The organism is Actinophytocola sp. NPDC049390, from assembly GCF_044466355.1.
Lineage (GTDB): Bacteria > Actinomycetota > Actinomycetes > Mycobacteriales > Pseudonocardiaceae > Actinophytocola.
This window is the reverse complement of record NZ_JBITMQ010000006.1, coordinates 133,857-154,976: the sequence shown is the minus strand read 5'-3', so window position 1 is coordinate 154,976 and position 21,120 is coordinate 133,857. Positions and strand designations below refer to the sequence as shown.

The following is a 21,120-nucleotide window of genomic DNA, read 5'->3' as shown; positions in this document are numbered from 1 at the left end:
CACTTCCAATCCCGGTTCGGCGTTCTTCGCGTCGACGTCGTCACGTCCGTCGATGACCAGCAGGAGGCTGTTCGGCCCGAAGCGGTTCACCTGAACCTCAGTGGGCGTAGCTGTGCTCCGGCGGTCAGCGCACCGTGTACACGCCCGTCGGCTCGTCGTGGTACCCCTTGGCGCCCACGGCCAGCGCCAGCGGGCTGCGGTAGTCGGTGCCGGTCCGCAGGCACTCGAGCACGTGCGCGAAGTCGTACTTCGGCCGCCACCCCAGCACCGAGCGGGCGCGGTCGTTCACGTACACCCGGTCGATCTCGTCGAACATGCGCCAGCCGCGGTCGGCGTACAGCGCGGGCTGGTCCGGGAACAGCGACGCCACCACCGCCGGGGCGTCCCCGTGCAGCCGCGCCACCTGCGACGACTCGAACGGGGTCGTCGCGCTGACGATCATGCGGTCGAACCCGATCGACGGCGCCTTCTCCAGCGCCAGCAGGTGCGCGTCCACGATGTCCTGGATGTCGGCCCTGCGGTACAGGTACTCGTTGGCCTTCAGGTTCGCGTCCTCGTACGCGTCGCGGACCTCGTCGCGGTCGTCGGCCTCCGGGAAGAAGCGGGACGTCCGCAGCACCACGACGGGCAGGCCGTGGTCGCGGTGCACCAGCTCACACAGGTTCTCCGCCGCGACCTTCGTGACGCCGTAGACGTTCTTCGGCACCGGCACCACGTCCTCGGTGATCCACCCGGACAGCGCACGGCCGAACGCGCTGGTCGTGCTGGTGAACACGAAGCCGCCCACGCCCGCGGCCACCGACTCCTCCAGCAGCGTCAGCGTGCCGGTCACGTTGGTGTCCACGAAGTCCTGCCGCGGGTGCGATGCCACGTGCGGCTTGTGCAGCGTCGCCGGGTGCAGGACCGCGGTGACCCCGTCGAGGGCGGCCCGCACCACGGACCGGTCCGCGACCGAGCCGACCACCGACGTGTACGGCGACTCCTTGACGTCGAGCCCGACCACGTCACAGCCCTGCTCGGACAGCACCCGCACCAACGCTTCCCCGAGGTGCCCCGCGCTCCCGGTGACCAGAATCCGCTTCACGCGAACACCGTACGGCCTGGTCGCAACCGGTTTGTTGACCGCCGCGAACCGCCCCGGGTTGACTTCCTGTGACGACAAGGAGGTCACCGTGCGTCTCAAGGGATTCCTGCTGGCGCTGGTGCTGGTGTTCAGCACCGTGCTCACCCTCCCGGCCGCCGCCGAGCGTGCCGGGGCGTACATCGTCTCGCGACAGCGACTCGACGACCGGCTGGTCGAGCTGACCGTGCACTCGCCCGCGGTCGGCCACGACGTCGGTGTGCGGCTGCTGCTCCCACCCGACTACGACCGCACGCCGCACAAGAGATGGCCGACGCTGTACCTGCTGCACGGCTGCTGCGACGGCGACACCGGCTACCGCAGCTGGACCGACAAGACCGACGTCGAGGAGCTGTCGGCACGAACGAACGTCCTGATCGTGATGCCGGAAGCCGGGCCGACGGGCTTCTACAGCGACTGGCTCGACGGACCGGCGTGGGAAACCTTCCACCTCACCGAACTGCGGCGGATCGTCGAACGCGAGTACCGCTCCGGCAGCCACCGCGCGGTCGCCGGGCTGTCGATGGGCGGCTTCGGCGCGCTGTCCTACGCGGCACGCCATCCCGGGTTCTTCCGCGCCGCCGCCTCCTACAGCGGCGTGGCGCACCCGACCTACCAGGGAGCGAGGAGCACCGACCTGGTCCTGGGCATCGTCTCCGCGTACGGCCACGACCCGTTCGCGCTGTGGGGTGACCCGGTGGCCGACGCGCGGGTCTGGGCCGCACACAACCCGTACGAGCTGGCCAGGAAGCTGCGCGGGGTGAAGGTGTACCTGTCGACCGGCAACGGCGACCCCGGCCCGCTCGACCCGCCGGGCGCGGGCCACGACGGCCTCGAGGAACTGCTCGGCGAGCAGACGGTCGCGGTCGCGGACCGCTTGCGGGACAAGGGCGTATCGGTTCGGACCGACTTCTACGGCCCCGGCAGGCACGCGTGGCCCTACTGGGAGCGGGCACTGCACCGCTCGTTCCCGATGCTCATGAATTCGATCATGTAAACAGAAGTGTTACCCAAAGGAATAGCCCATTCGGCGTGCTGGCTCCGCGGCGCCGAATGGGCTATTCGTCATGGGCTGTTCGGGTTTGTCTGCGAGTCATTCCTTCTCGAGGGCGTGCCGCAACGCTCTCAGCGCGTAGTAGACGCGGGACTTCACCGTCCCCTGAGGCACGCCAAGCACTTTGGCCGCCTCCTCGATGGTGCGGTCCCGCAGGTAGGTCTCGGCAAGTGCCTCGCGATGCTTGGGGCTCAAGGCCTGCAACGCGTCGGCGATCACCATGGCGGACAAGGAGTTCTCCGAATCATCAGGGATGGTCATGGTCTCCAGCGGCGTGGGATCGACCTCGTGCGGACGCACGCTCGAACTGCGTCTGCCGTCGATCACCAGGTTGCGCGCCACCGTGTACAGCCACGCGCGTACGCCGATGGACTCGCGGTCCAATCGATCCGCGTTGCGCCAGGCGCGGACCAGGGTCTCTTGCACTACGTCTTCGGCCCATTGCCTGTCGTTGCCGGTCAGGTACAGTACGTGACCGAACAACGCTCCGCCGAACTCTCGGTAGAGCATTTTGACCAACGCCTCGTGTCTGTCCGAGACGTCGTCCGCACCGACGACTTCCAATCTTGGACGCCGGCTCACGGCGGACATCTTTGCCCCATCGGGCACCAGAAGTGAAGTGACCCAGGTCACACTTGTTTCCCCGCTGTGATTGAACCGTGATTCTCGCGTGTCCGTATTTGCTGGTGACCGCACGTGCTGGTGACCCGAGAAGTCCTTGCGCAGAAAGGAAAACTCATGAGCACCCGATGCGACCGGCTCGCCGGGGTCACGGGGATCGCCCCTCTCGATCGCCGAACCACCGCGAGCGGCGCCTGAGTCCACTATGGAGGGAGGGCGGCTCGGTCGTGTCGTGGCGGTGACGCTGCTGGTGCTGCTCATCCCGTTGGCCTGTGCGGCCCTCGGGGTGGGCACCTCCGCCGCGTCCAGCCTCCCGTCGTCGGCCGGCGGCGCATCCCCCGCCGCGCAGCCGGACGACGACGAGGAGGCCACCACCGGACCCGTGACCGACGAGGCGTTCCTGATCAGCGTGCGGCAGACGAGCCTGCTGGCGATACCGGCGGGGCGGCAGGCACAGGAACAGGCGGACAACGCGGAACTGAGGGACATCGGCCGGGGGCTGGCCGACGACCTGGAGACGCTCGACGACGAGGCCGGGGCGCTGGCGACCCGTCTCGAGCTGACCTTGCCCGACCAGGCGAACGCGCGGCAGCAGGGCTGGCTGGACCAGCTCGACGGGTTGTCCGGCGCGGACTACGAGCTCGCGTTCGTGAACCGGTTGCGCGGCGCGCTCGGCGAGGTGTTCCTCGTCGCGGCGCACGCCAGGGCCGGGAGCTGGGACGACGGGGTGCGCGCGTTCGCCTCACTGGTCAACGACGTGGTCGACGGGCACATGACCGACCTGGACAACACCGGGCTGGTCTCCGACGGCGCGCCACCTGAGCCGGTGCGCGACGCGTCGACCACCCAACCGGCACTGGGACCGGCGACCTCGACACCCGAGGTGACGCCTGTCGCGAGCACGAGCACCGCGGACGCGGGGATCAACGGATGGCTGATCGCCCTGGTCTGCATGGCGGAGGCCGGCCTGACCGTCGGCCTGGTGCGATTCGCGCGCTCGCGTTGAGTCCCGAGCACACACGAAATGAGGCATACCAACGATGGGTCGACACAAGAACCCGCGCTACAACCGGAAACGCCTGGTCGTCGCGGGTACCGCCGCCGTGACGGTGTTCGGTGCCATGGTCGGCATCGGCATCTACGGCAGCGCCCTGGCCGACCAGGACCAGCGACGGGCCGCCAACGCGAGCCAAGCGTGTCTGCCACCGCCCCCGACGGCCAGCGCACCCCCCAGCTCGACGACCACCGAGCCACCGCCGTCGTCCGACACGGCACCGCCGGAGACCGAGCCGACCGAGACCGCCACCGAGACCGCCACCGACACGGCAACGGACACCGCAACCGAACCTCCGATGGACACGGCCACGGACACCGCGACCGACACCTCGGCGCCCGAGGACCCGATGGGCTTCGGCGGTGACCAGCTGGTCTCGCTCAACGGCGACCGCGGGGACCGCACGCCTCCGGACTACGGCGGTCCGCGCCCACCTGAGCAGGCCCCCGCGGCTCCCCGCGACGGCACCATGCGCAAGTTCGGCGGCGAGAACTGCCAGGACCCGCTCGGCCCGTTCCCGCAGGACTTCATCGACATCCGCAAGGTGCGGCCGTCGAACCTGAACTCGCAGCCGAGGGTCCGCCGCGGCGGTTCGTCCGGCACGTTCACGGTCGACTGCGGCCGCAACGAGAACGGCCACAACAACTCGGCGAACATGATCGCCGCACCGGGCAACGTCAACGGCGCCCAGCACACCCACGACTACGTCGGCAACCTGACCACCGACGGGTTCTCCGACAACGAGAGCCTCGCCGCGGGCGGCACCACCTGCACCAACGGTGACAAGTCGGCGTACTTCTGGCCGATCATCCGCGTCCGCAACGCGGGCTCGACCGCCGTGGACCCGTTGAACGCGCACAACGTGGGCGACCCGCTCCTCCCGGCGTCGGTGAAGATCCAGTTCCGCGGCAACCCGACCCAGAAGGTGACCCCCGCGCCGCAGTTCCTCCGGATCCTCACCGGTGACGCGAAGTCGTCGACCAACGGCGGGGCCAACGCCAACGCGAAGTGGACGTGCACCGGGTTCGAGAACCGGATCACCACGAAGTACCCGCTGTGCCCGCGCGGCAGCCAGACCGTCCGCATCGCGGACTTCCCCGGCTGCACCAACGGCGAGACCGACAGCGCCAACCACCGCACGCACCTCGCGTTCGCGAACCGGGTCGGCCGCTGCCCCGAGGGCTTCCAGCCGATGCCGCAGCTGCGGATCACGCTGAAGTACGACATCCCGAGGGGCAAGGTGTTCGCGCTGGACGCGTTCCCGGACGAGAAGCACAACCCGCTCACCGACCACAACGACTTCGTCAACGTGATGGGTGAGGACCTCATGAACCGGGTCGTGCGCTGCATCAACACCGGACGGCGATGCTAGTTCTCGCCGCGAACGCGGATGACGGCGTACGCGAGCTGTCCGTGCTGTCGGCACGGCTCGCGTACGCCCTCATGTGCCTGACCCTCACGTGGGGCGTGCTGGTCTCGACGGGCTGGTTCGACCGGCTCACGGGACGGCACGCCCTGCGTGCGTCCCACCAGGTGTTCGCGACGATCACGCTGTCGTTCGCGTTCGTCCACGGGGTGTCGTTCCTGCTGCTGTCGACCCCGGCCCCGGTGGCCGACCTGCTGATCCCGTTCCGCGGCGCGCTGCGCGACACGTTCGGGATCCTCGCGTTCGAGGGCATGCTGACGGCCGCGGTCGCGGTGGGGCTCAAGCGCTGGACGAGCTACTGGCGGTGGCTGTGGCTGCACCGCCTCGCCTACCCGGCGTTCGTGCTCGGGGTGCTGCACGCGTTCTTCCAGGCGCTCGCGCGCGGCACCCTGTCGGCCGTCTACCTGGGCGGCCTCACGCTGCTGGTGCCCGCGGTGACGGTGATCCTGTTGCGGCTCGTGCCCGCGAAGACCCTGGAAGCCGCCGGACTCGCGGAGGACGGGCCATGACGAACAAGAAGAAGTCCCGCCACCGGATCAGCGTGGACTCCGACCGCTGCCGCCGCTTCGGCATCTGCGCCGACGAGGCGGCGTCGCTGTTCCAGCTGACCCCCAACGGCGGGCTGCGCTACCAGCGTTCCGTTCCCGCGGACGCGGTCGCCGTCGCGAAGGCGGCGGTGCGCAGCTGCCCGACCCTCGCGATCGCGTTGGAAGAGAGGCGGTAGATGGCCGAGCGAATCGTCATCGTCGGCGCCGGCCCGGCGGGACTGCGGGCCGCCGAACGGTTGCGGGAGCTGAACTACGACGGCGAACTCGTCATCGTCGGCGAGGAGCCGTACCGCCCCTATCACCGGCCGGGTCTGATCAAGCCGCTGCTGACCGGCCGGATGCGCCCCCGCGACCTGCGCCTGCCGGTGCTCACCACGCTGGACGCGGTGTGGCGGTACAACACCCGCGCGTCGCACCTCGAACCGGACGAACACCTGCTGCACCTGCCGGGCGGCGAGGAGATCCGCTACGACGGGTTGATCGTCGCGACCGGCGCGCAGGCCCGGCACCTGCCCGGCGCCCCGCGCCACGACCCGCGCGTGCACGTGCTGCGGACCGTCGCCGACGCCGTGGCGCTGCAGAAGACCATGACCCGCTCCCGCGGCCCGGTCGCCGTGATCGGCGGCGGTTTCGTCGCGTGCGAGGTGGCGTCGGCGGCCCGCTCGATCGGCCGTGACGCGACGATCGTCGTGCGTGGGTCGTCGCTGCTGCGACACGTGCCCGGCGAGGACTTCAGCTCGACGGTCCAGGCGCTGCACGAGGCCAACGGCGTGCAGGTGGTCACGAACGCGGCCGTGCACCACTGGGTGCCGCAGCCGGACGGCATCGCGATGCACCTGACCACCGGCCAGGTGGTGTTCGCGGGCTGTGTCGTGCTCGCGGTGGGCAGCGTGCCCGCGGTGTCGTGGCTGCGCGGCTCCGGCATGATCATCGACGACGGGGTGATGTGCGGGCCGACGTGCCACGCCATCGGTGTGCGGGACGTCGTCGTGGCGGGCGACGCGGCCCGGTGGCCCAACCTGCGCTTCGACAGCGCACCCCGCCGCGTCGAGCACTGGCTGAACGCGGTGGAGATGGGCCGTGCCGCGGCCGCGAACCTGCTCGCGGGCCAGGAGAGCGCGAAGCCGTACACGCCGCTCCCCCGGTTCTGGACCGAGCAGCACGGGATGCGGATCCAGGGTGCCGGGACGCCCGCGCTCGCGAAGGACCGCATCCAGCTCGCCAGCCCCGCCATGGTCGGCAGGCGGGTGACCGGCTACGTCACCAACGGCAGCCTGGTCGGCATCATCGGCTGGGACACCCCACCCGCGATGCTCAAGTGGACGAAGGAACTCGACGAACAGACGACGAAGGCCATGCGCCTGCGCCTTTCCCACCGCCCACGGTCCCGCACCCCGGCACCCCGGACACTGCCCGGCGTACGCATGAACTGAAGCGAACCGCCCGAGGCCGCCCGCACCGAAGGGGTCCTTCGGGTCAGCGGCGGCGCGGGAGGTACGTCTCGTCCGACTGCGGGTCGTACAGCGCGAGGCCGTGGTGGTCGGCGAGCGCGATGATCTTCTCGATCGCCTGCTCGCCGACCGGGCCCATGCGCAGTCGCATCAGGACGTGGTCCGCGCCCAGGGACAGCGGGGTCGTCGCCCACGGGGAGTCGGGCGCGGGCGCGTGGTCGGGGAAGATCCCCGCCAGTGCCTCGTGGAAACGCGCGATCCGCACGTCGAAGTCGGCTTCGGCATGGTCGTCGCGGGTGCAGGAGGCGTACATCTCACGCACGGCCGCCGCGTCGGCCGGCGCGGCGAGCGCCGCGAGGTCGAAACTCACGCGGCCATTATCGCCTCACACCACGGCACCGCTTCCCTCCCGTTCCCTGCGCACCGGCGCACGCCTGCCCGCACCCGGCCACCTGCGGTCGAGCAGGATCGCGACCGGGCCCGCCGTGACGATCGTCGAGAACGTGCCGATCACCAGACCCAGCAGCAAGGCGAGCGCGAAGTCGGACAGTGACCCGTCGCCGAGCACCAGCAGCGCGCCCAGCACGAACAGCACACCGATGCCGGTGTTGACGGTGCGCGGCAGCGTCTGCAGGACCGCGTCGCCGACCACGTGCGCGAACGGCCGCCGCCCGCGCAGCTCCCGGACCCGGTCGAACACGACGACGGTGTCGTTGACCGAGTAGCCGATGACGGTCAGCAGCGCGGCGAGGAACACGCCGTCCATCGTCTTGCCGAACCACGCGAAGATCCCGAGCAGCAGCAGGACGTCCTGCGCGAGCGCCAGCACGGTCGCGAGGCCGAGCCGCCAGTCGAAGCGGATGGCCAGGTAGACGAGCTGTGCGGCGACCGCGAGACCCAACGCGAGCAGCGCCTTGTCCCGCAGTTCCGCACCGAGGCTCGGACCGACCTTCTCGTCCCGCACCTCGTCGGCGGGCCCGAGCGACGCGACGGCTCCGGCGACCCGGTCCGCGCCCGCCTCGTCGAGCGGCTCGGTGCGCACGGACACCCCGTCGCCGGACTCCTGCACCACGGCGTCGGCGAACCCGGCGGCGGCCACCGCGTCCCGCACCTGCTCGACGCTCGCCTCGGTCGTGTACTCGAACAACCGGCCGCCGGTGAACTCGACACCCAGCCGCGGCCCGACGAACACGAGCCCGGCGAGCGCGACCAGCACCGCGGCGCCCGCGCCGACGAGCCACCGCTTCGGGTCGGCGAGGAAACCGGTGTCCCTGCCGCGGATCCACCGCCGCACACGGCCTTCGTGCGCGAGCCCGCTCAGCCTCGGTGCCGCGCGGGTCATGGCGAGGTGGGCGAGCACGCGGGTGAGCACGAGCGAGGTGAACATCGAGGCGAGCACGCCGATCGTGAGGGTCACGCCGAACCCGCGCACCGGCCCGGACGCGAGCCAGAACAGCAGTCCCGCGGCGAGGAGCGTGGTGACGTTGGAGTCGACGACCGCGGACAGCGCGCCGCGGAACCCCCGATCCGCCGCCCTGGGCAGGTTCCCCTTGTACTCCTCGCGGGCGCGTTCGTAGGCGAGCACGGTCGCGTCGACGGCCATGCCGATCGCGAGCACGAACCCGGCGAGGCCCGGGAGGGTGAGGGTGGCGCCGATCGCGACCAGTGCCGCGTAGGACACGGCCGTGTACCCGGCCAGCGCGAACACGGCGACGAGGCCCGCGAGCCGGTAGACCGCGATCAGGAACAGGGACACGAGCGCGAGCCCGATGACCGCGGCGCGGGCGCTGACGTCGATGGCCTCGGCCCCGAGCGTCGGCCCGACGGTCCGCTGCTCGACGATCTCGACGGGCACCGGCAGCGCGCCCGCGTTGATCAGCAACGCGAGGTCGGTGGCCTCGGCCTGTGTGAACCGGCCGGTGATGTCCGTGGCGCCGCCGAGCATGCCGACCCCGCACGCGATGGACGGATCGACCTGCGGCGAGGAGATCACCTCGTCGTCGAGCACGATCGCGACGCGGCGGCGCGGGTCACCGACCGGCGCGCAGGCGGCCTCGGCGGTGAGCTTCTCCCAGGCCCGGCCGCCGCCGTCCTGGAACTCGACCGACACGACGCGCCCGACCCCGTTGGGGTCGCGACCGGACCTGGCGTTGGCGACCCCGCTGCCGTCGAGGGCGGCGGGCCCCACCCGGATGGGTTCGCCGCCCTCCGCGGTCAGCGCGGTGCCCCCGTCGAGGACGACGGGGTGGAAGGTGAGCGCGGCGGTCCGCCCGATGACCTCGGCGGCCTCCGCCGGGTCCCGCACGTCGGGCAGTTCGACGACGATGCGCCGTTCGCCGCTGCGGTGGAGGTTCGGTTCGGCGACGCCGAGCGCGTCGACGCGGCGGCGCAGGATCTCCAGCGTCCGGTCGGTGCTCTCGGCGTCGGCGACGACGGTCGGCGAGTCGTGGGTTTCGAGGACGAGCTGGGTACCGCCACGCAGGTCGAGCCCGAGCCGGGGCGTTGCGGTGAGGACGAGGTAGACGGCGGCGGCGAGCACGGCGAACGACAGCAGCGCGCGCCCCCGCCACGGAATGTGGCGTGACATGGAGGTTTCCTTCGCACGAGGGAGTTGTCCACAACCGGGTCGGTTGTCCACAGGAACCCCGCCGAACCCCCGCACTGTCGGCCCCCACCGGTAGACTGGCATGGCGGGTGGCCCCCGGGATCGGGTGGGGGTTCGGTGACGTACTGGGGAGCGGGCAGAATTCGCGTTTGTGCTGGTCCTGCCGGGTTTCGGCGGTTGTGAGGGGCCTGGGGTCAGGCTCGTGCCGGTGGTGCGCGGTCCGTCGCGGGGCGGCGGTCGGCTCGTGGGAGGGGTTCCGGCTCGGCGGCGACGGGGGCCTGTCGCGGTGCGAGCGGCGGGGGTTCCGCGGTTTCCGCGCCCGCCAGGGGCAGTTCCGGTGTGGTGAGCGGAGCCGGTAGTGTCGGCGCGGCCGTCGTCGCGACCGTGTGCGGTGCCAGCGTGCCCGGTTCGTGGTGCGCCGAGGTGGCTGTGGCGAAGACGGCGAGCAGCGCGATGAGCAGTCCAGTGACCACCGCGCGCCGGTTCATGCCAGCCACCGTAGCCGATGTTCGGTCCGGGGTTTTCCCACCAGTGGGAGTTGTCGTTTGTTTCCCTTGTCGCGCAACGGTTGTGCGGTCCCGCACGGCAACTACGATCGATCCATGCGCCCGAGCACGCTCCGATGGCGCCTCTACGTACTCGTGGGGGGCCTGGTGCTGCTCGTGCTGATCGCCGTCGCGGCGACGACCACGACCCGCCAGCGCGTCGCGGACCTGAGCGGGGAGATCCGCGGCACGCTGCGCCCCGCGCAGTCGTCGGCCGCCGCGCTCGCGAAGGCCTACGTCGACATGGAGACGGGTGTGCGTGGTTTCCAGCTCGGCGGCGCCGGGCTGCGGCAGCCCTACGACGACGGCCGCGCCACGGCGGCGACCGCGGTCGACCGGTTGCGCTCCCTCATGACGAACGACCCGGCCGGCGCCCGGCTCCTGGCGTCGGTGAACCGCGCCGCGGCCGAGTGGGAACGCACCGTCGCCGCGCCCGCCCTGCGCGGCGCGGCCACCGTCAGCGTGGCGGACAAGGCCCGCTTCGACGGGCTGCGCGGCCTGCTCACGTCGTTGCAGGAGCACATCGACCGGCGCACGGCCGTGGTGGTCCGGACGTGGACGGACGCCCAGTCACTGGCGAACCTGGTGACCACGTTGTGCGCCGGGATGGCGCTGGTGATCGGCGGCCTGATGATCGCGCTCGTGCGCCGTTCGCTCGTCCGCCCGGTGAACGACCTCGTCTCGAACGTCCGCGCCGTCGCGGCGGGCGACCTGTCCCGGCCGGTGTCGGCGACCGGGCCCGCCGAGGTGATCATGGTCGGCCAGGCCGTCGAGTCGATGCGGCAGCGCGTGCTGCGGGAGAGCGCGCGGGTCGCACGTTCCTCGGAGCAGATCGCACGCCTGCACGAGGCCGACCGCATCGCGCAGGACCTCGGCGCGACGACCATCCGCGACCTGTTCGGCATCAGCCTGTCCCTCCAGTCGACGGCGGCACGCCACCCGTCGGCGGCCCCCGCCCTGCGCGCGGTGACGGCGGACGTCGACCGGGTGCTGCACGAGCTGCGTTCCCGGGTGTTCGACGGCGACCGCTCGATCGCGGACGTGCTGGCGGCGGTCGAGCCGGCACTGCCGGAGCCGCCGGTGGTGACCGGCCCGGCGGACACCGCCGCGCCGATGGCGTTGGAGACCTTCCTGAGCGACGTGCTCCCGGTCTACGCGGCGACCACGACGATCACGATCACGACGACGGACGCCAGCCTGACCGTCACCGTGACCGGCCCGGCACCGCACGACCCGGCGTTGTTGAAGGAAGCCGCCGCCGACCACTCGGCGAGGATCACCTTCGAACCCGGCCACGCGACGATCGAGTGGTCGACCGAACACTGACCACCGGTCAGGCGTCCGCCGCCCTGCATCCACGGACTCCAGCGTCGTGCCCGTGGGGGCAGGTCGCCGCCGCAGGCCGTCCCGGCCGGGTGCGGCCGGCCGGGCACGGTCAACGACAGACCCACCGCAGCGGGACCGCGCCCTCGCCGTCGTCCGGGACGGCGAAGCCACCCGCCTCGTGCTCGTTCAGCGCGGTGACCGCGCCCGGCACGTGCCGCGCCGGTGGGGGCAGCGGGGTCGGCAGCACGCCGTCCCACAGCAGTGGTTGGCCGTTGCCGCCCGCACCGACCACGACGCCGTCGTCGTTCGCCGCCACGGCCGTCGTGCCGCCCGGCAAGGTACGTGGCTCGCCGCCCGGGCGCCAGACCGCGGCCATGGTCACGCCGTGCGGCTCGCCAAGCCCGCCGACGACCTGGCCTCGCCACAGGTCCTGCACGTCGCCCACGGCCAGCGGAACCCGCGTGCCGTCCGGGGTCCACGTGTAGCCGTGCCAGCGCAGCGCGCCGTCCGCGACGTACCCGGTGCGTGCCGCCACCACGCCGTCGTCGTCCACCGCCGCCCGGCCGTACGGGGCCTCTCCCGGTGGCATGGCGAGCACCCGCGGTGGTCCCGTCGTCGGCCACACGACCAGCCTGCTGCCGTCGTGACCGACGACGTCCCCGCGCGCGTTGACGTCCAGCGCCGTCGACGAACCGCCCGACTCCGGCAGCCGTTCGAAGTGCCCGTCGCGGTACCGGAACGCGTGCTGCGCCCGGTCCGGGCCCGTCACGGTGCCGACCACCACGCCGTCGCCGTTGACCGCGGCGACCGCCGTGTGCAGACCGAACGCCGCGCCCAGCGGCTCGACCGCACCGTCGCGCCACCGCACCGCCTGGTTCGCGCCGTCGGCGCCCACGACACCGGCCAGCCACTCGCCCGCGCCCGCCGTCACGCGACCGTGGAAAGCACCGTCCGGCAACGGAAGCACGTCCGGTGCCCATTCGCACGTGCCCTGCCCGGACCCGTGCGCCGGCCCCGGTCCCCTGGCCGACCCGGACGACGGCTCCCCGTCCGGTCCCGTGCCCGGTTCCCAGGCCGGACCCGGCCAACCGACCGGACCCAACCACGGCCAGCCGACCGGACCCGAGGCCAAATCCGCAGCCGAACCCGAGGCCGACCTCGACATCGGTTCCCCAGCCGAACCTGATCCCGGCCAACCGTGCGAACCCGACTCGGGCCAGCCGACCGGACCCGACTCCGACCGCCCGACCGAATCCGAAGCGGGCTCCCCAGCCGAACCCGAATCCGACCGTCCGGCCGGGCCCGCGGCCGACGCCATGACCGACCCCAGACCCCGTTCCGTGACCGACCCCATGGCAGCCCCCGGCGCGCCGACGACCGGTGCGGCCACACCGGCTGCCACCACCGTCAGCGACGCCAGTGACGCCACCGCCGTGCCCTTGCGCGGGAGCCGCCGCACCCGCCAGAACCGACGATCCATCATCGGCATATCCAGTTGCATTCGTTCATGTGTTCGAATCTACCGGCATTCCCCTTCCCGTGGGAACGAACGTGCGACGAGCGTAACCGAGCCGACCGACAACGTTGTTTCCGCAGGTCAAGCCGGGAGTAGAACCACCACGCGGTGCTCGTCCTCACCCGGCAGCGCGAGGGTCTCGTAGGCCAGCCGTCGCGTGCCCCACCGTTCGACGCCGGTCTGCGGTGGCAGTGCCGACGCCGACTCGTAGCGGTCGGCGAACTCGGTGCCCGCCGTGATCGACAGCTCGACCGCGAGCGCGCCCGCCGCGAGGTCGCCGAGGTCCGCGGCGGCGCGGACGGCGGCCGCGTGGCGGTCGGCGATCTCGGGCCAGTCGGGGAACGCGGTCCGCGCGCGGGCGTCGGCGAACACGTACCGCGCGAGGTTGGGCCGCTCCTCGTCGAGCAGGCCGAGCGGTCCGGCGAGGGCACGGAAGCCGTCCGAACAGGCGAGGACGTCACCGGCCGGGTCGGCAACGTAGGCGGGAGTCGCACCCAGCCGGTCCAGCAGTGCCCGGACAGTGGGTCGCAGCACGGGTGGAGTGCTCGCCTGCTGGCACTGCGCGCCGCTGTCCGCCTTGATGAGGCGGTAAAGGTGCACGCGTTCGTCCGCGGCGAGGACCAGCGCGTCGGCGAGCGAACCGAGGACCTGTCCGGACGGGTACCGGTCGCTGCCGCGCTCCAGACGCGTCAGGTACTCGACGCTGATACCGGCGCGTTCCGCCAGTTCCCCACGCCGCAGCCCAGGAGTGCGGCGCCGGGGCCCGGTGGGCAGCCCTACAGACGCCGGTGTGGTCGCTTCTCGCCGGGCACGCAGAAACCGTCCCAGTGCGTTCTCGGCCATGATTGCCGAGTGTAGAGGGGCCCTGCCACGGTCTCCCTCCGCGCGGACGGGGCAGGTCAGGGTGTCGGTCATGCGTTATCGACTGTTCGGCCGGACCGGCCTGCGCGTCTCGGAGATCCTCCTCGGCACCATGACACTGCGCGACGAGCGGGAGGCCCGGCGCGTCCTCGACGTGTACGCCGACGCGGGCGGCAACGTCCTCGACACCGCGTCCGCCTACGGCGAGAGCGAGGAGGTGCTCGGCGCGGTCGTCGAACGCCGGGACCGGTTCGTCATCGGCACCAAGTACACGCTCTCCCGCGACCCCGCCGACCCCAACGCGGCGGGCAACCACCGCAAGAACCTCGTGCTGTCACTGGAGCGGAGCCTGCGCAGGCTGCGGACGGACTACGTCGACATCCTGTGGGTGCACCTGTGGGACCGGCACACCCCGGTCGAGGAGACCATGCGTGCGCTCGACGACGTGGTGCGGGCGGGCAAGGTCCTCTACGTGGGGATCTCCGACGCGCCCGCGTGGTTCGCCGCACGGGCGAACACACTCGCGGAGTGGCGCGGCTGGACCCCGTTCTCGGGCCTGCAGGTGCCGTACAACCTGCTGCGGCGCGACATCGAGCGGGAGCTGCTGCCGATGGCGGAGGCGCTGGGGATGAGCGTGGCGGCATGGGCACCGCTCGCGGCCGGCGCGCTGTCCGGCGGGACCACCCGGGTCCGCGAGCTGACCCCGCGAGACCAGGCCGCCGCGACCGCCGTGCGCAAGGTGGCCGACGAGCTCGGTGCCACACCGGCACAGGTCGCGCTCGCGTGGCTGCGGGCCACGTCGCCCGCCGTGCTGCCGCTGGTGGGCGTGAGCCGCGCCGAGCAGCTGGCGGAGAACCTCCGTGGACTCGACCTCGTCCTGCCCGCCGAGGCCGTCGCCACGCTGGAGTCGGCGGTCGAGTTCGAACGAGGCTTCCCGGCGGACTTCATCGCCGAGTGCGAGCCGTCGTCGTTCGCGTTCGGGGACGCGGCGACGCGGGTCAATGGCCGCTGAAACAGTCGTCGAACGACTTGTCTGCTGCGGATTCAGTCGCGAAGATGGCAGACATGACCGAGAAGCGTGTTCTGCGGAACTTCGTCGACGGCACCTGGACCGACCCCGTCGACGGCGAGTACACCGATGTCGTCGACCCGAGCACCGGTGCGGTGTTCGCCTCCGCACCCCGGTCCGGCGCGGCCGACGTCGAACAGGCGATGCGGGCGGCGGCGAAGGCGTTCGACGGCTGGCGCACGACCACGCCGAGGGAACGCCAGCTCGCGATGCTGAAGTTCGCGGACGCGCTCGAGGCACGGACGGAGGACCTGCTCGACGCGGAGTGCCAGAACACGGGCAAGCCGAGGCAGCTGACGGCCGAGGAGGAGATGCCGCCCGCGGTCGACCACTTCCGGTTCTTCGCGGGCGCGGCACGGGTGCTGGAGGGCAGGTCGGCCGGCGAGTACATGGCGGACCACACCAGCTACGTGCGCCGCGAGCCGATCGGGGTGTGCGCGCAGGTCACGCCGTGGAACTACCCGCTGATGATGGCGGTGTGGAAGATCGCGCCAGCGCTGGCGGCAGGCAACACGGTCGTGCTGAAGCCGTCCGACACGACACCGTCGTCGACGCTGCTGATGGCGGAGATCGCAGCGGAGTTCTTCCCGCCGGGCGTGTTCAACGTGCTGTGCGGCGACCGGGACACGGGCCGTGCGCTGGTGGCGCACCCGACACCGGCGCTGGTGTCGATCACCGGTTCGGTGCGCGCGGGCCGCGAGGTGGCGCAGGCCGCGGCGGCGGACCTCAAGCGCGTGCACCTGGAACTGGGCGGCAAGGCCCCGGTGGTGGTGTTCGACGACGCCGACCTCGCGGCGGCCGCGGAGGCGATCGCGGTCGGCGGGTACTTCAACGCGGGCCAGGACTGCACGGCGGCGACACGTGTGCTGGCAGGGCCCGGCGTGCACGACGAGCTGGTGGCGGAGCTGACGGCGCAGGCGCGTGCCACCCGGACCGGCCCGCCGTCGGACCCGGACGTGTTGTACGGGCCGTTGAACAACGCGCGGCAGCTGGAACGGGTGAGCGGGTTCGTCACCCGGCTGCCGTCGCACGCGTCGCTCGAGACGGGCGGCACGCAGGTCGGCGAGCGCGGGTTCTTCTACTCCCCCACCGTGGTTTCCGGGTTGCGGCAGGACGACGAGATCATCCAGGACGAGGTCTTCGGCCCGGTGATCACCGTGCAGCGGTTCACCGCGGAGGAGGAAGCCGTCGCGTGGGCGAACGGCGTCGAGTACGGACTCGCCGCGTCGGTGTGGACGAAGAACCACAGCCGCGCGATGCGCATGACGGCTGCGCTCGACTTCGGGTGCGTGTGGGTGAACACGCACATCCCGTTCATCTCGGAGATGCCGCACGGCGGGTTCAAGCACTCCGGCTACGGCAAGGACCTGTCGATGTACGGCTTCGAGGACTACACGCGGGTGAAGCACGTGATGCACAACATCGGCTAGCCACTACGCCCTGGCCATCGGACCGGAAGCGTCGGCCCGCGAAGCGACATACGGGTCAGACGCCTCGGTCGTAGCCGTCGAATGCCTCGTCGATCGCACCGTCGAGGACGCAGAAGGTGGAGTAGGAGATCTGTTCGATCCAGCTCTCCAGTCGGGAGACGTCTTCGTCGGTAATGAGGTTGTTGCCGCGCAGCATGCCTCCTGGCCATGTTCCCCACGCCCGACCGAAGTGACAGATTCCCCAGAGGGCTCCGACCGCCCCGCGGTCGACGACGTCGCCTTGCAGATCGTCCGCGAGGGCCCGCAGGCAAGCCATCACGGAATGGAAATTCTCCTCATGCAAACCCCGGTACGGGCGGAGCATGCCGAGAAACCCTTGCTTCCAGCGAGGATCGTGGACATCGGGATGCGCGCCGCTGTGGAACAGCAGCAGTTCGCGGGCGGCGTCCGGTGTCACGGTCGGCCACGCATCCCCCACGGCGAGCCGTACTCGGTCAGCAGGTCCAGGAACGGGACCGCGTCGAAGGCCTCCGGACCCAGGACGCCCGTGCCGGTCCACGCGCCCGTCGCCAGCAGCTCCAACGCCACCACCGGGTTGATCGCGGTCTGCCACGCGACCGCCTGGTGGCCGTACTCGCGCATCGACCACTCGTTGTCCACCACGTGGTACAGGTAGACCTCCTTCGCCGCACCCGCCGCGTCGACGCCGCGCACCCACGTGCCCGCGCACGTCTTCCCGCGCATGCGGGGGCCGAGACCGGCGGGGTCGGGCAGGCAGGCCGCCACGAGGTCCCGGGGTGCCACCGAGACCTCGCCCACCCGCACCGGGTCCACCGACGAGAGGCCGAGCTTGTGCAGTGTGCGCAGCACCTCGATGAACTCGTCGCCAAGGCCGTACTTGAAGGTCACCCGATCCGCCGACACCCAGCGCGGGATGAGCAGCACCTCCTCGTGCTCCACGTTCACGCACTCGACCGGGCCGATGCCCTCCGGGAAGTCGAAGACCTCCGGCTCGGAGAAGGGCTCCGTCGTGTACCAGCCGCGGTCCCGCTCCCAGACCACCGGCGGGTTCAGGCATTCCTCGATGGTGGTCCAGATGGAGAACGTCGGGGCGAACGCGTGGCCGTCGACCACCAGGTTCGCGCCGTCGCGGACGCCGATCTCCTCGATCGCCGAGAACAGGTGGTCCGCCGCGTACCTCGCGAACACGTCCGACAGGCCCGGCTCCACGCCGATGCCGATCAGCGCGAGGCGGCCGCGGTCGGTCCACGTGGACGCCAGCGCGAACTGGTCGTCGCCCAGTTTCACGCCGGTGCGCGAGTACGGTGCCGCCGGGTCCGGTGTGGACAGTGACATCGCCATGTCGAGGTAGTCGGCGCCCGCGTCCAGCGCGCCCTCGAAGACCGGCATGACGAACCTGGGGTCCACCGCGTTCAACACGTGCGTGATCCCGCGTGCGCGGCACAGGTCCGCGACCGCGGCCGGCGACGACGCGTCCACCGTCGCCGACGAGAACCGGTCGTCGGCCACGCAGGCGTCCGCGCGGCCGGCCGAGTAGTCGGCGACCACGTAGGACTCGAAGAACGTGCGCCTGGCCGCGATCGAGACGGCCGCCGCGCCGACCGCACCCGCGCCGACCTGCAGGACCCTCATGCGTACCGGGCCTTCCGTCTGGCCCGCAGCTGCACGATGACGACGAGCACGAACGCCAGCACGAACACCGCCGTGCCGATCACGTTGACCTGGCGGGGAATCCCGCGCTGCGCCGCGCCCCACACGTACATCGGGAACGTGACCGTGGTGCCGGAGTTGAAGTTCGTGACGATGAAGTCGTCGAACGACAGCGACAACGACAACATGGCCGCGGCCGCGACGCCAGGCAGCACCAGCGGGAGCGTGACGCGGCGGAACGTCTGCCACTCGCTGGCGTACAGGTCCATCGCCGCCTCCTGCAGCCGGGGGTCGAGCCCGGCCAGGCGTGCCTTCACCGTGACGACGACGAACGACAGGCAGAACAGGATGTGGGCGACCACGACGGTCCAGAAGCCGAGTGGCACCCGCAGCGTCACGAACAGGGCCAGCAGCGACGAGCCCATCACCACCTCGGGGGTGGCCATCGGCAGGAAGATCAGCACGTTCGTGGTTGAGCGACCGCGGAACCGGTGCCGTGCCAAGGCGAACGCCATCAACGTGCCGAGCACCGTCGCCACCAGGGTCGCCACCAGCGCGATGCCCACGCTCACCCGCAACGCGGCCCCGATCCCGGCCGCACCGAACGGGTTCAGCCAGTACTCGAGTGTCCAGTCGGGAGAGAGGTCGTACGACAGCCGGTTCTCCGCCCGGTTGATCGACAGCAGGAACACGACGACGATCGGCAGGAACAGGTAGGCCAGCACGAGCAGGCCCACCACCGCGACCCAGTGGTCCGCGACCCAGCGCCAGAACCGCACTCAGACCACCTCGTCCGTCCCCGCGGCGCGGATGTAGCCGAACACCATCACCAGGATCGTCGCCATCAGCAGGAACGACAGCGCCGCCGCCTGCGGGTAGTCCAGCCGTACCAGGAACGCCGAGTCGATCACGTTGCCGATCATGTACTCGTTGGGCGTGCCGAGCAGTTCGGCGTTGATGTAGTCACCGGCCGCGGGGATGAACGTGAGCAGCGTGCCAGCGATGACGCCCGGCATCGACAACGGCAGCGTCACGCGGCGGAACGTGGCGGCGGGCTTGGCGTAGAGGTCACCGGCCGCCTCCAGCAGCCGCCCGTCCAGGCGTTCCAGGGTCGCGTACAGCGGCAGCACCATGAACGGCAGGAAGTTGTAGACGAGCCCGCACACCACCGCTACCGGGGTGGCGAGCAGCCGGAAGTCGTCGCCGACGAACGGCAGCGACCGGAAGAACCCGGTGACCGGGCCGTTGTCCGACAGGATCGACTTCCACGCGAGCGTGCGCACCAGGAACGTGGTGAAGAACGGCGCGATCACGCACACCAGCAGCAGGTTGCGCCACCGCCCCGACTTCTGCGCGATGAAGTACGCGAGCGGGTAGCCGAGCACCAGGCAGATGACCGTCGCGAGCCCCGCGTACACGGCCGACCGGACGAGGTGCGGCCAGTACGCGCCGACCGCGTCGAGGTAGTTGCCGAACGCGAAGGCCTGCGAGTAGCCGGTTTCGAGGCTGCCGGACCGGTCGTACAGGCTGGTGCCCGCGAGCTGCACGGACGGCACGACGAAGAACAGCAGCAGCCACAGCCCGCCCGGCAGCAGCAACAGGTACGGCAGCCAGCGGCGGCGGTGTGCGACGGGCCGCGGCGGCGGTTCCGTACCGGTGCCGACGGCGGTGCCGACGAACGCGGTCACGGCGCCACCCCGAGCGGGTCGGCCGAGTACCGCGTGATCTCGTCGCCCTCGCCGGACGGCCGGTCGAGCACGAACGAGTGCGGCGGGTACCAGTGCGCGACGACCTCGGTGCCCGGCTGGAGCGGCTCGCCCGCGGCCGCGTTCGCGGAGAACACCGACATCTCCTGTCCCCACGGGGTTTTCAGGAGGTACTCGGTGGAGACACCCGCGTAGCAGGTGTCGGTGAGCACGCCGCGGATCTGGTTGTGCTCGGTGGGGGCGTCCTCGCCGGGCAGCGCGAGCCGCACCTTCTCGGGTCGCACCCCGAGCCACACGCGCCCGTCGGCGGCGCGGGCGCGGCCGGTGGGTGCCGCGAACCGTTCCCCGTGGGCGGTGAGCAGCAGGTCGTCGCCGGAGGTGCCGGACACCTCGGCCGCGAACAGGTTGGACTGCCCGAGGAAGTTCGCGACGAACGGCGACGACGGGAACTCGTAGATGTCGGTCGGCGCCCCGAGCTGCGCGATGCGGCCCTCGGTCATCACCGCGACCGTGTCGGCCATCCACATGGCCTCTTCCTGGTCGTGGGTGACGTGCAGGAAGGTGGTGCCGACCTCGGTCTGGATGCGTTTCAGCTCGATCTGCATCTGCCTGCGCAGCTTGAGGTCCAGCGCGCCGAGCGGTTCGTCGAGCAGCAGCACCCGCGGTTCGTTGACCAGGGCGCGGGCGAGCGCGATCCGCTGTTGCTGGCCACCGGAGAGCTGCGCGGGCTTGCGTTTGCCGAACGCGGGCAGCTGCACCAGCTCCAGCATCTCGCCGACTTTTCTCCTGGTGTCCTTGACGCCGCGCTGTTTCAGGCCGAACGCGATGTTCTCCTCGACGGTCAGGTGCGGGAAGAGCGCGTAGCTCTGGAAGACCGTGTTGACGGGCCGTTTGTACGGCCGCAGACCGGTGATCTCCCGGTCGCCGAGGCGGATCGTGCCGGTCGTCAGCTCTTCCAGGCCCGCGACCATGCGCAGCGTCGTGGTCTTGCCGCAGCCGGACGCACCGAGGAGCGCGAAGAAGCTGCCCTGTGGCACGGTGAGAGAAAGGTCGTCGACGGCGGTCACACCGGCGAACGTCTTGGTGACGTTCTCCAACACGAGATCATCTGCCATGT

General features: G+C 71.2%; 21 protein-coding genes. 9 read left to right on the top strand and 12 right to left on the bottom strand.

Annotation, left to right across the window (positions count from 1 at the left end):
- Window positions 1-124: 124 nt before the first annotated feature.
- A complete protein-coding gene (locus tag ACIBVP_RS19280) occupies window positions 125-1,084 on the bottom strand; it encodes an NAD-dependent epimerase/dehydratase family protein (protein ID WP_396107515.1) in 960 nt (319 codons plus the stop codon).
- Between the two features lie 88 nt (window positions 1,085-1,172).
- On the opposite strand from ACIBVP_RS19280, the gene ACIBVP_RS19275 reads away from it, so the two are divergent.
- On the top strand, window positions 1,173-2,117 hold the full coding sequence (locus tag ACIBVP_RS19275) for an alpha/beta hydrolase (RefSeq protein ID WP_396107514.1): 945 nt from the start codon (window positions 1,173-1,175) through the stop codon (window positions 2,115-2,117).
- Between the two features lie 96 nt (window positions 2,118-2,213).
- Here the strand turns inward: ACIBVP_RS19275 and ACIBVP_RS19270 are convergent, their stop codons facing one another.
- On the bottom strand, window positions 2,214-2,807 hold the full coding sequence (locus ACIBVP_RS19270; protein WP_396107513.1) for a sigma-70 family RNA polymerase sigma factor: 594 nt from the start codon (window positions 2,805-2,807) through the stop codon (window positions 2,214-2,216).
- A gap of 220 nt (window positions 2,808-3,027) precedes the next feature.
- On the opposite strand from ACIBVP_RS19270, the gene ACIBVP_RS19265 reads away from it, so the two are divergent.
- From ACIBVP_RS19265 to ACIBVP_RS19245, 5 genes are read left to right on the top strand one after another with little or no spacing between them, the layout of a single operon-like run.
- Window positions 3,028-3,801, top strand: coding sequence for a DUF4142 domain-containing protein (locus ACIBVP_RS19265; protein ID WP_396107512.1), 774 nt, complete (start codon window positions 3,028-3,030; stop codon window positions 3,799-3,801).
- Between the two features lie 34 nt (window positions 3,802-3,835).
- Entirely contained in the window at window positions 3,836-5,221 is a 1,386-nt protein-coding gene (locus ACIBVP_RS19260; protein ID WP_396107511.1) for a DUF1996 domain-containing protein, read from the top strand.
- Window positions 5,215-5,784 carry a ferric reductase-like transmembrane domain-containing protein gene (locus ACIBVP_RS19255; RefSeq protein ID WP_396107510.1) on the top strand — a complete coding sequence of 190 codons (570 nt, stop codon included), beginning with the start codon at window positions 5,215-5,217 and terminating at the stop codon, window positions 5,782-5,784. The genes ACIBVP_RS19260 and ACIBVP_RS19255 overlap by 7 nt, the downstream gene beginning before the upstream one ends.
- Entirely contained in the window at window positions 5,781-5,999 is a 219-nt protein-coding gene (locus ACIBVP_RS19250; RefSeq protein ID WP_396107509.1) for a ferredoxin, read from the top strand. The genes ACIBVP_RS19255 and ACIBVP_RS19250 overlap by 4 nt, the downstream gene beginning before the upstream one ends.
- Entirely contained in the window at window positions 6,000-7,256 is a 1,257-nt protein-coding gene (locus tag ACIBVP_RS19245; protein ID WP_396107508.1) for an NAD(P)/FAD-dependent oxidoreductase, read from the top strand. It abuts the gene before it with no gap.
- Between the two features lie 43 nt (window positions 7,257-7,299).
- On the opposite strand, the gene ACIBVP_RS19240 is transcribed toward ACIBVP_RS19245, so the two are convergent.
- From ACIBVP_RS19240 to ACIBVP_RS19230, 3 genes are all read right to left on the bottom strand, one after another.
- Window positions 7,300-7,644: a hypothetical protein gene (locus ACIBVP_RS19240; protein WP_396107507.1), complete on the bottom strand. Its 345-nt coding sequence runs from the start codon at window positions 7,642-7,644 to the stop codon at window positions 7,300-7,302.
- Window positions 7,645-7,659: 15 nt separating this feature from the next.
- A complete protein-coding gene (gene secD, locus ACIBVP_RS19235; RefSeq protein WP_396107506.1) occupies window positions 7,660-9,861 on the bottom strand; it encodes a protein translocase subunit SecD in 2,202 nt (733 codons plus the stop codon).
- Window positions 9,862-10,073: 212 nt separating this feature from the next.
- Window positions 10,074-10,367, bottom strand: a complete 294-nt coding sequence (locus tag ACIBVP_RS19230; RefSeq protein WP_396107505.1) for a hypothetical protein — start codon at window positions 10,365-10,367, stop codon at window positions 10,074-10,076.
- A gap of 114 nt (window positions 10,368-10,481) precedes the next feature.
- Between ACIBVP_RS19230 and ACIBVP_RS19225 the strand changes: the two genes are divergently transcribed.
- On the top strand, window positions 10,482-11,750 hold the full coding sequence (locus tag ACIBVP_RS19225; RefSeq protein WP_396107504.1) for a CHASE3 domain-containing protein: 1,269 nt from the start codon (window positions 10,482-10,484) through the stop codon (window positions 11,748-11,750).
- Between the two features lie 109 nt (window positions 11,751-11,859).
- On the opposite strand, the gene ACIBVP_RS19220 is transcribed toward ACIBVP_RS19225, so the two are convergent.
- Together ACIBVP_RS19220 and ACIBVP_RS19215 are read right to left on the bottom strand one after the other, a co-directional pair.
- Window positions 11,860-12,708, bottom strand: coding sequence for a hypothetical protein (locus tag ACIBVP_RS19220; RefSeq protein WP_396107503.1), 849 nt, complete (start codon window positions 12,706-12,708; stop codon window positions 11,860-11,862).
- A 639-nt stretch (window positions 12,709-13,347) separates the two neighbouring features.
- Complete coding sequence (locus tag ACIBVP_RS19215; RefSeq protein ID WP_396107502.1) at window positions 13,348-14,109, bottom strand: helix-turn-helix domain-containing protein; 762 nt, start codon at window positions 14,107-14,109, stop codon at window positions 13,348-13,350.
- 70 nt (window positions 14,110-14,179) lie between these two features.
- Between ACIBVP_RS19215 and ACIBVP_RS19210 the strand changes: the two genes are divergently transcribed.
- Window positions 14,180-15,139: an aldo/keto reductase gene (locus ACIBVP_RS19210; RefSeq protein ID WP_396107501.1), complete on the top strand. Its 960-nt coding sequence runs from the start codon at window positions 14,180-14,182 to the stop codon at window positions 15,137-15,139.
- A gap of 53 nt (window positions 15,140-15,192) precedes the next feature.
- Complete coding sequence (locus tag ACIBVP_RS19205) at window positions 15,193-16,626, top strand: gamma-aminobutyraldehyde dehydrogenase (RefSeq protein WP_396107500.1); 1,434 nt, start codon at window positions 15,193-15,195, stop codon at window positions 16,624-16,626.
- Window positions 16,627-16,681: 55 nt separating this feature from the next.
- Here the strand turns inward: ACIBVP_RS19205 and ACIBVP_RS19200 are convergent, their stop codons facing one another.
- Genes ACIBVP_RS19200 through ACIBVP_RS19180 form a run of 5 tightly spaced genes read right to left on the bottom strand, consistent with a single transcriptional unit; the run spans window position 16,682 to window position 21,118 of the window.
- Window positions 16,682-17,083, bottom strand: a complete 402-nt coding sequence (locus ACIBVP_RS19200) for a hypothetical protein (RefSeq protein WP_396107499.1) — start codon at window positions 17,081-17,083, stop codon at window positions 16,682-16,684.
- Window positions 17,080-18,279, bottom strand: coding sequence for a saccharopine dehydrogenase family protein (locus tag ACIBVP_RS19195; protein ID WP_396107498.1), 1,200 nt, complete (start codon window positions 18,277-18,279; stop codon window positions 17,080-17,082). The genes ACIBVP_RS19200 and ACIBVP_RS19195 overlap by 4 nt, the downstream gene beginning before the upstream one ends.
- On the bottom strand, window positions 18,276-19,076 hold the full coding sequence (locus tag ACIBVP_RS19190) for an ABC transporter permease (RefSeq protein WP_396107497.1): 801 nt from the start codon (window positions 19,074-19,076) through the stop codon (window positions 18,276-18,278). Before ACIBVP_RS19190 ends, ACIBVP_RS19195 begins: the two co-directional genes overlap by 4 nt.
- Window positions 19,077-19,985 carry an ABC transporter permease gene (locus ACIBVP_RS19185; RefSeq protein WP_396107496.1) on the bottom strand — a complete coding sequence of 303 codons (909 nt, stop codon included), beginning with the start codon at window positions 19,983-19,985 and terminating at the stop codon, window positions 19,077-19,079.
- On the bottom strand, window positions 19,982-21,118 hold the full coding sequence (locus ACIBVP_RS19180) for an ABC transporter ATP-binding protein (protein ID WP_396107495.1): 1,137 nt from the start codon (window positions 21,116-21,118) through the stop codon (window positions 19,982-19,984). The genes ACIBVP_RS19185 and ACIBVP_RS19180 overlap by 4 nt, the downstream gene beginning before the upstream one ends.
- Between the last annotated feature and the right edge of the window lie 2 nt (window positions 21,119-21,120).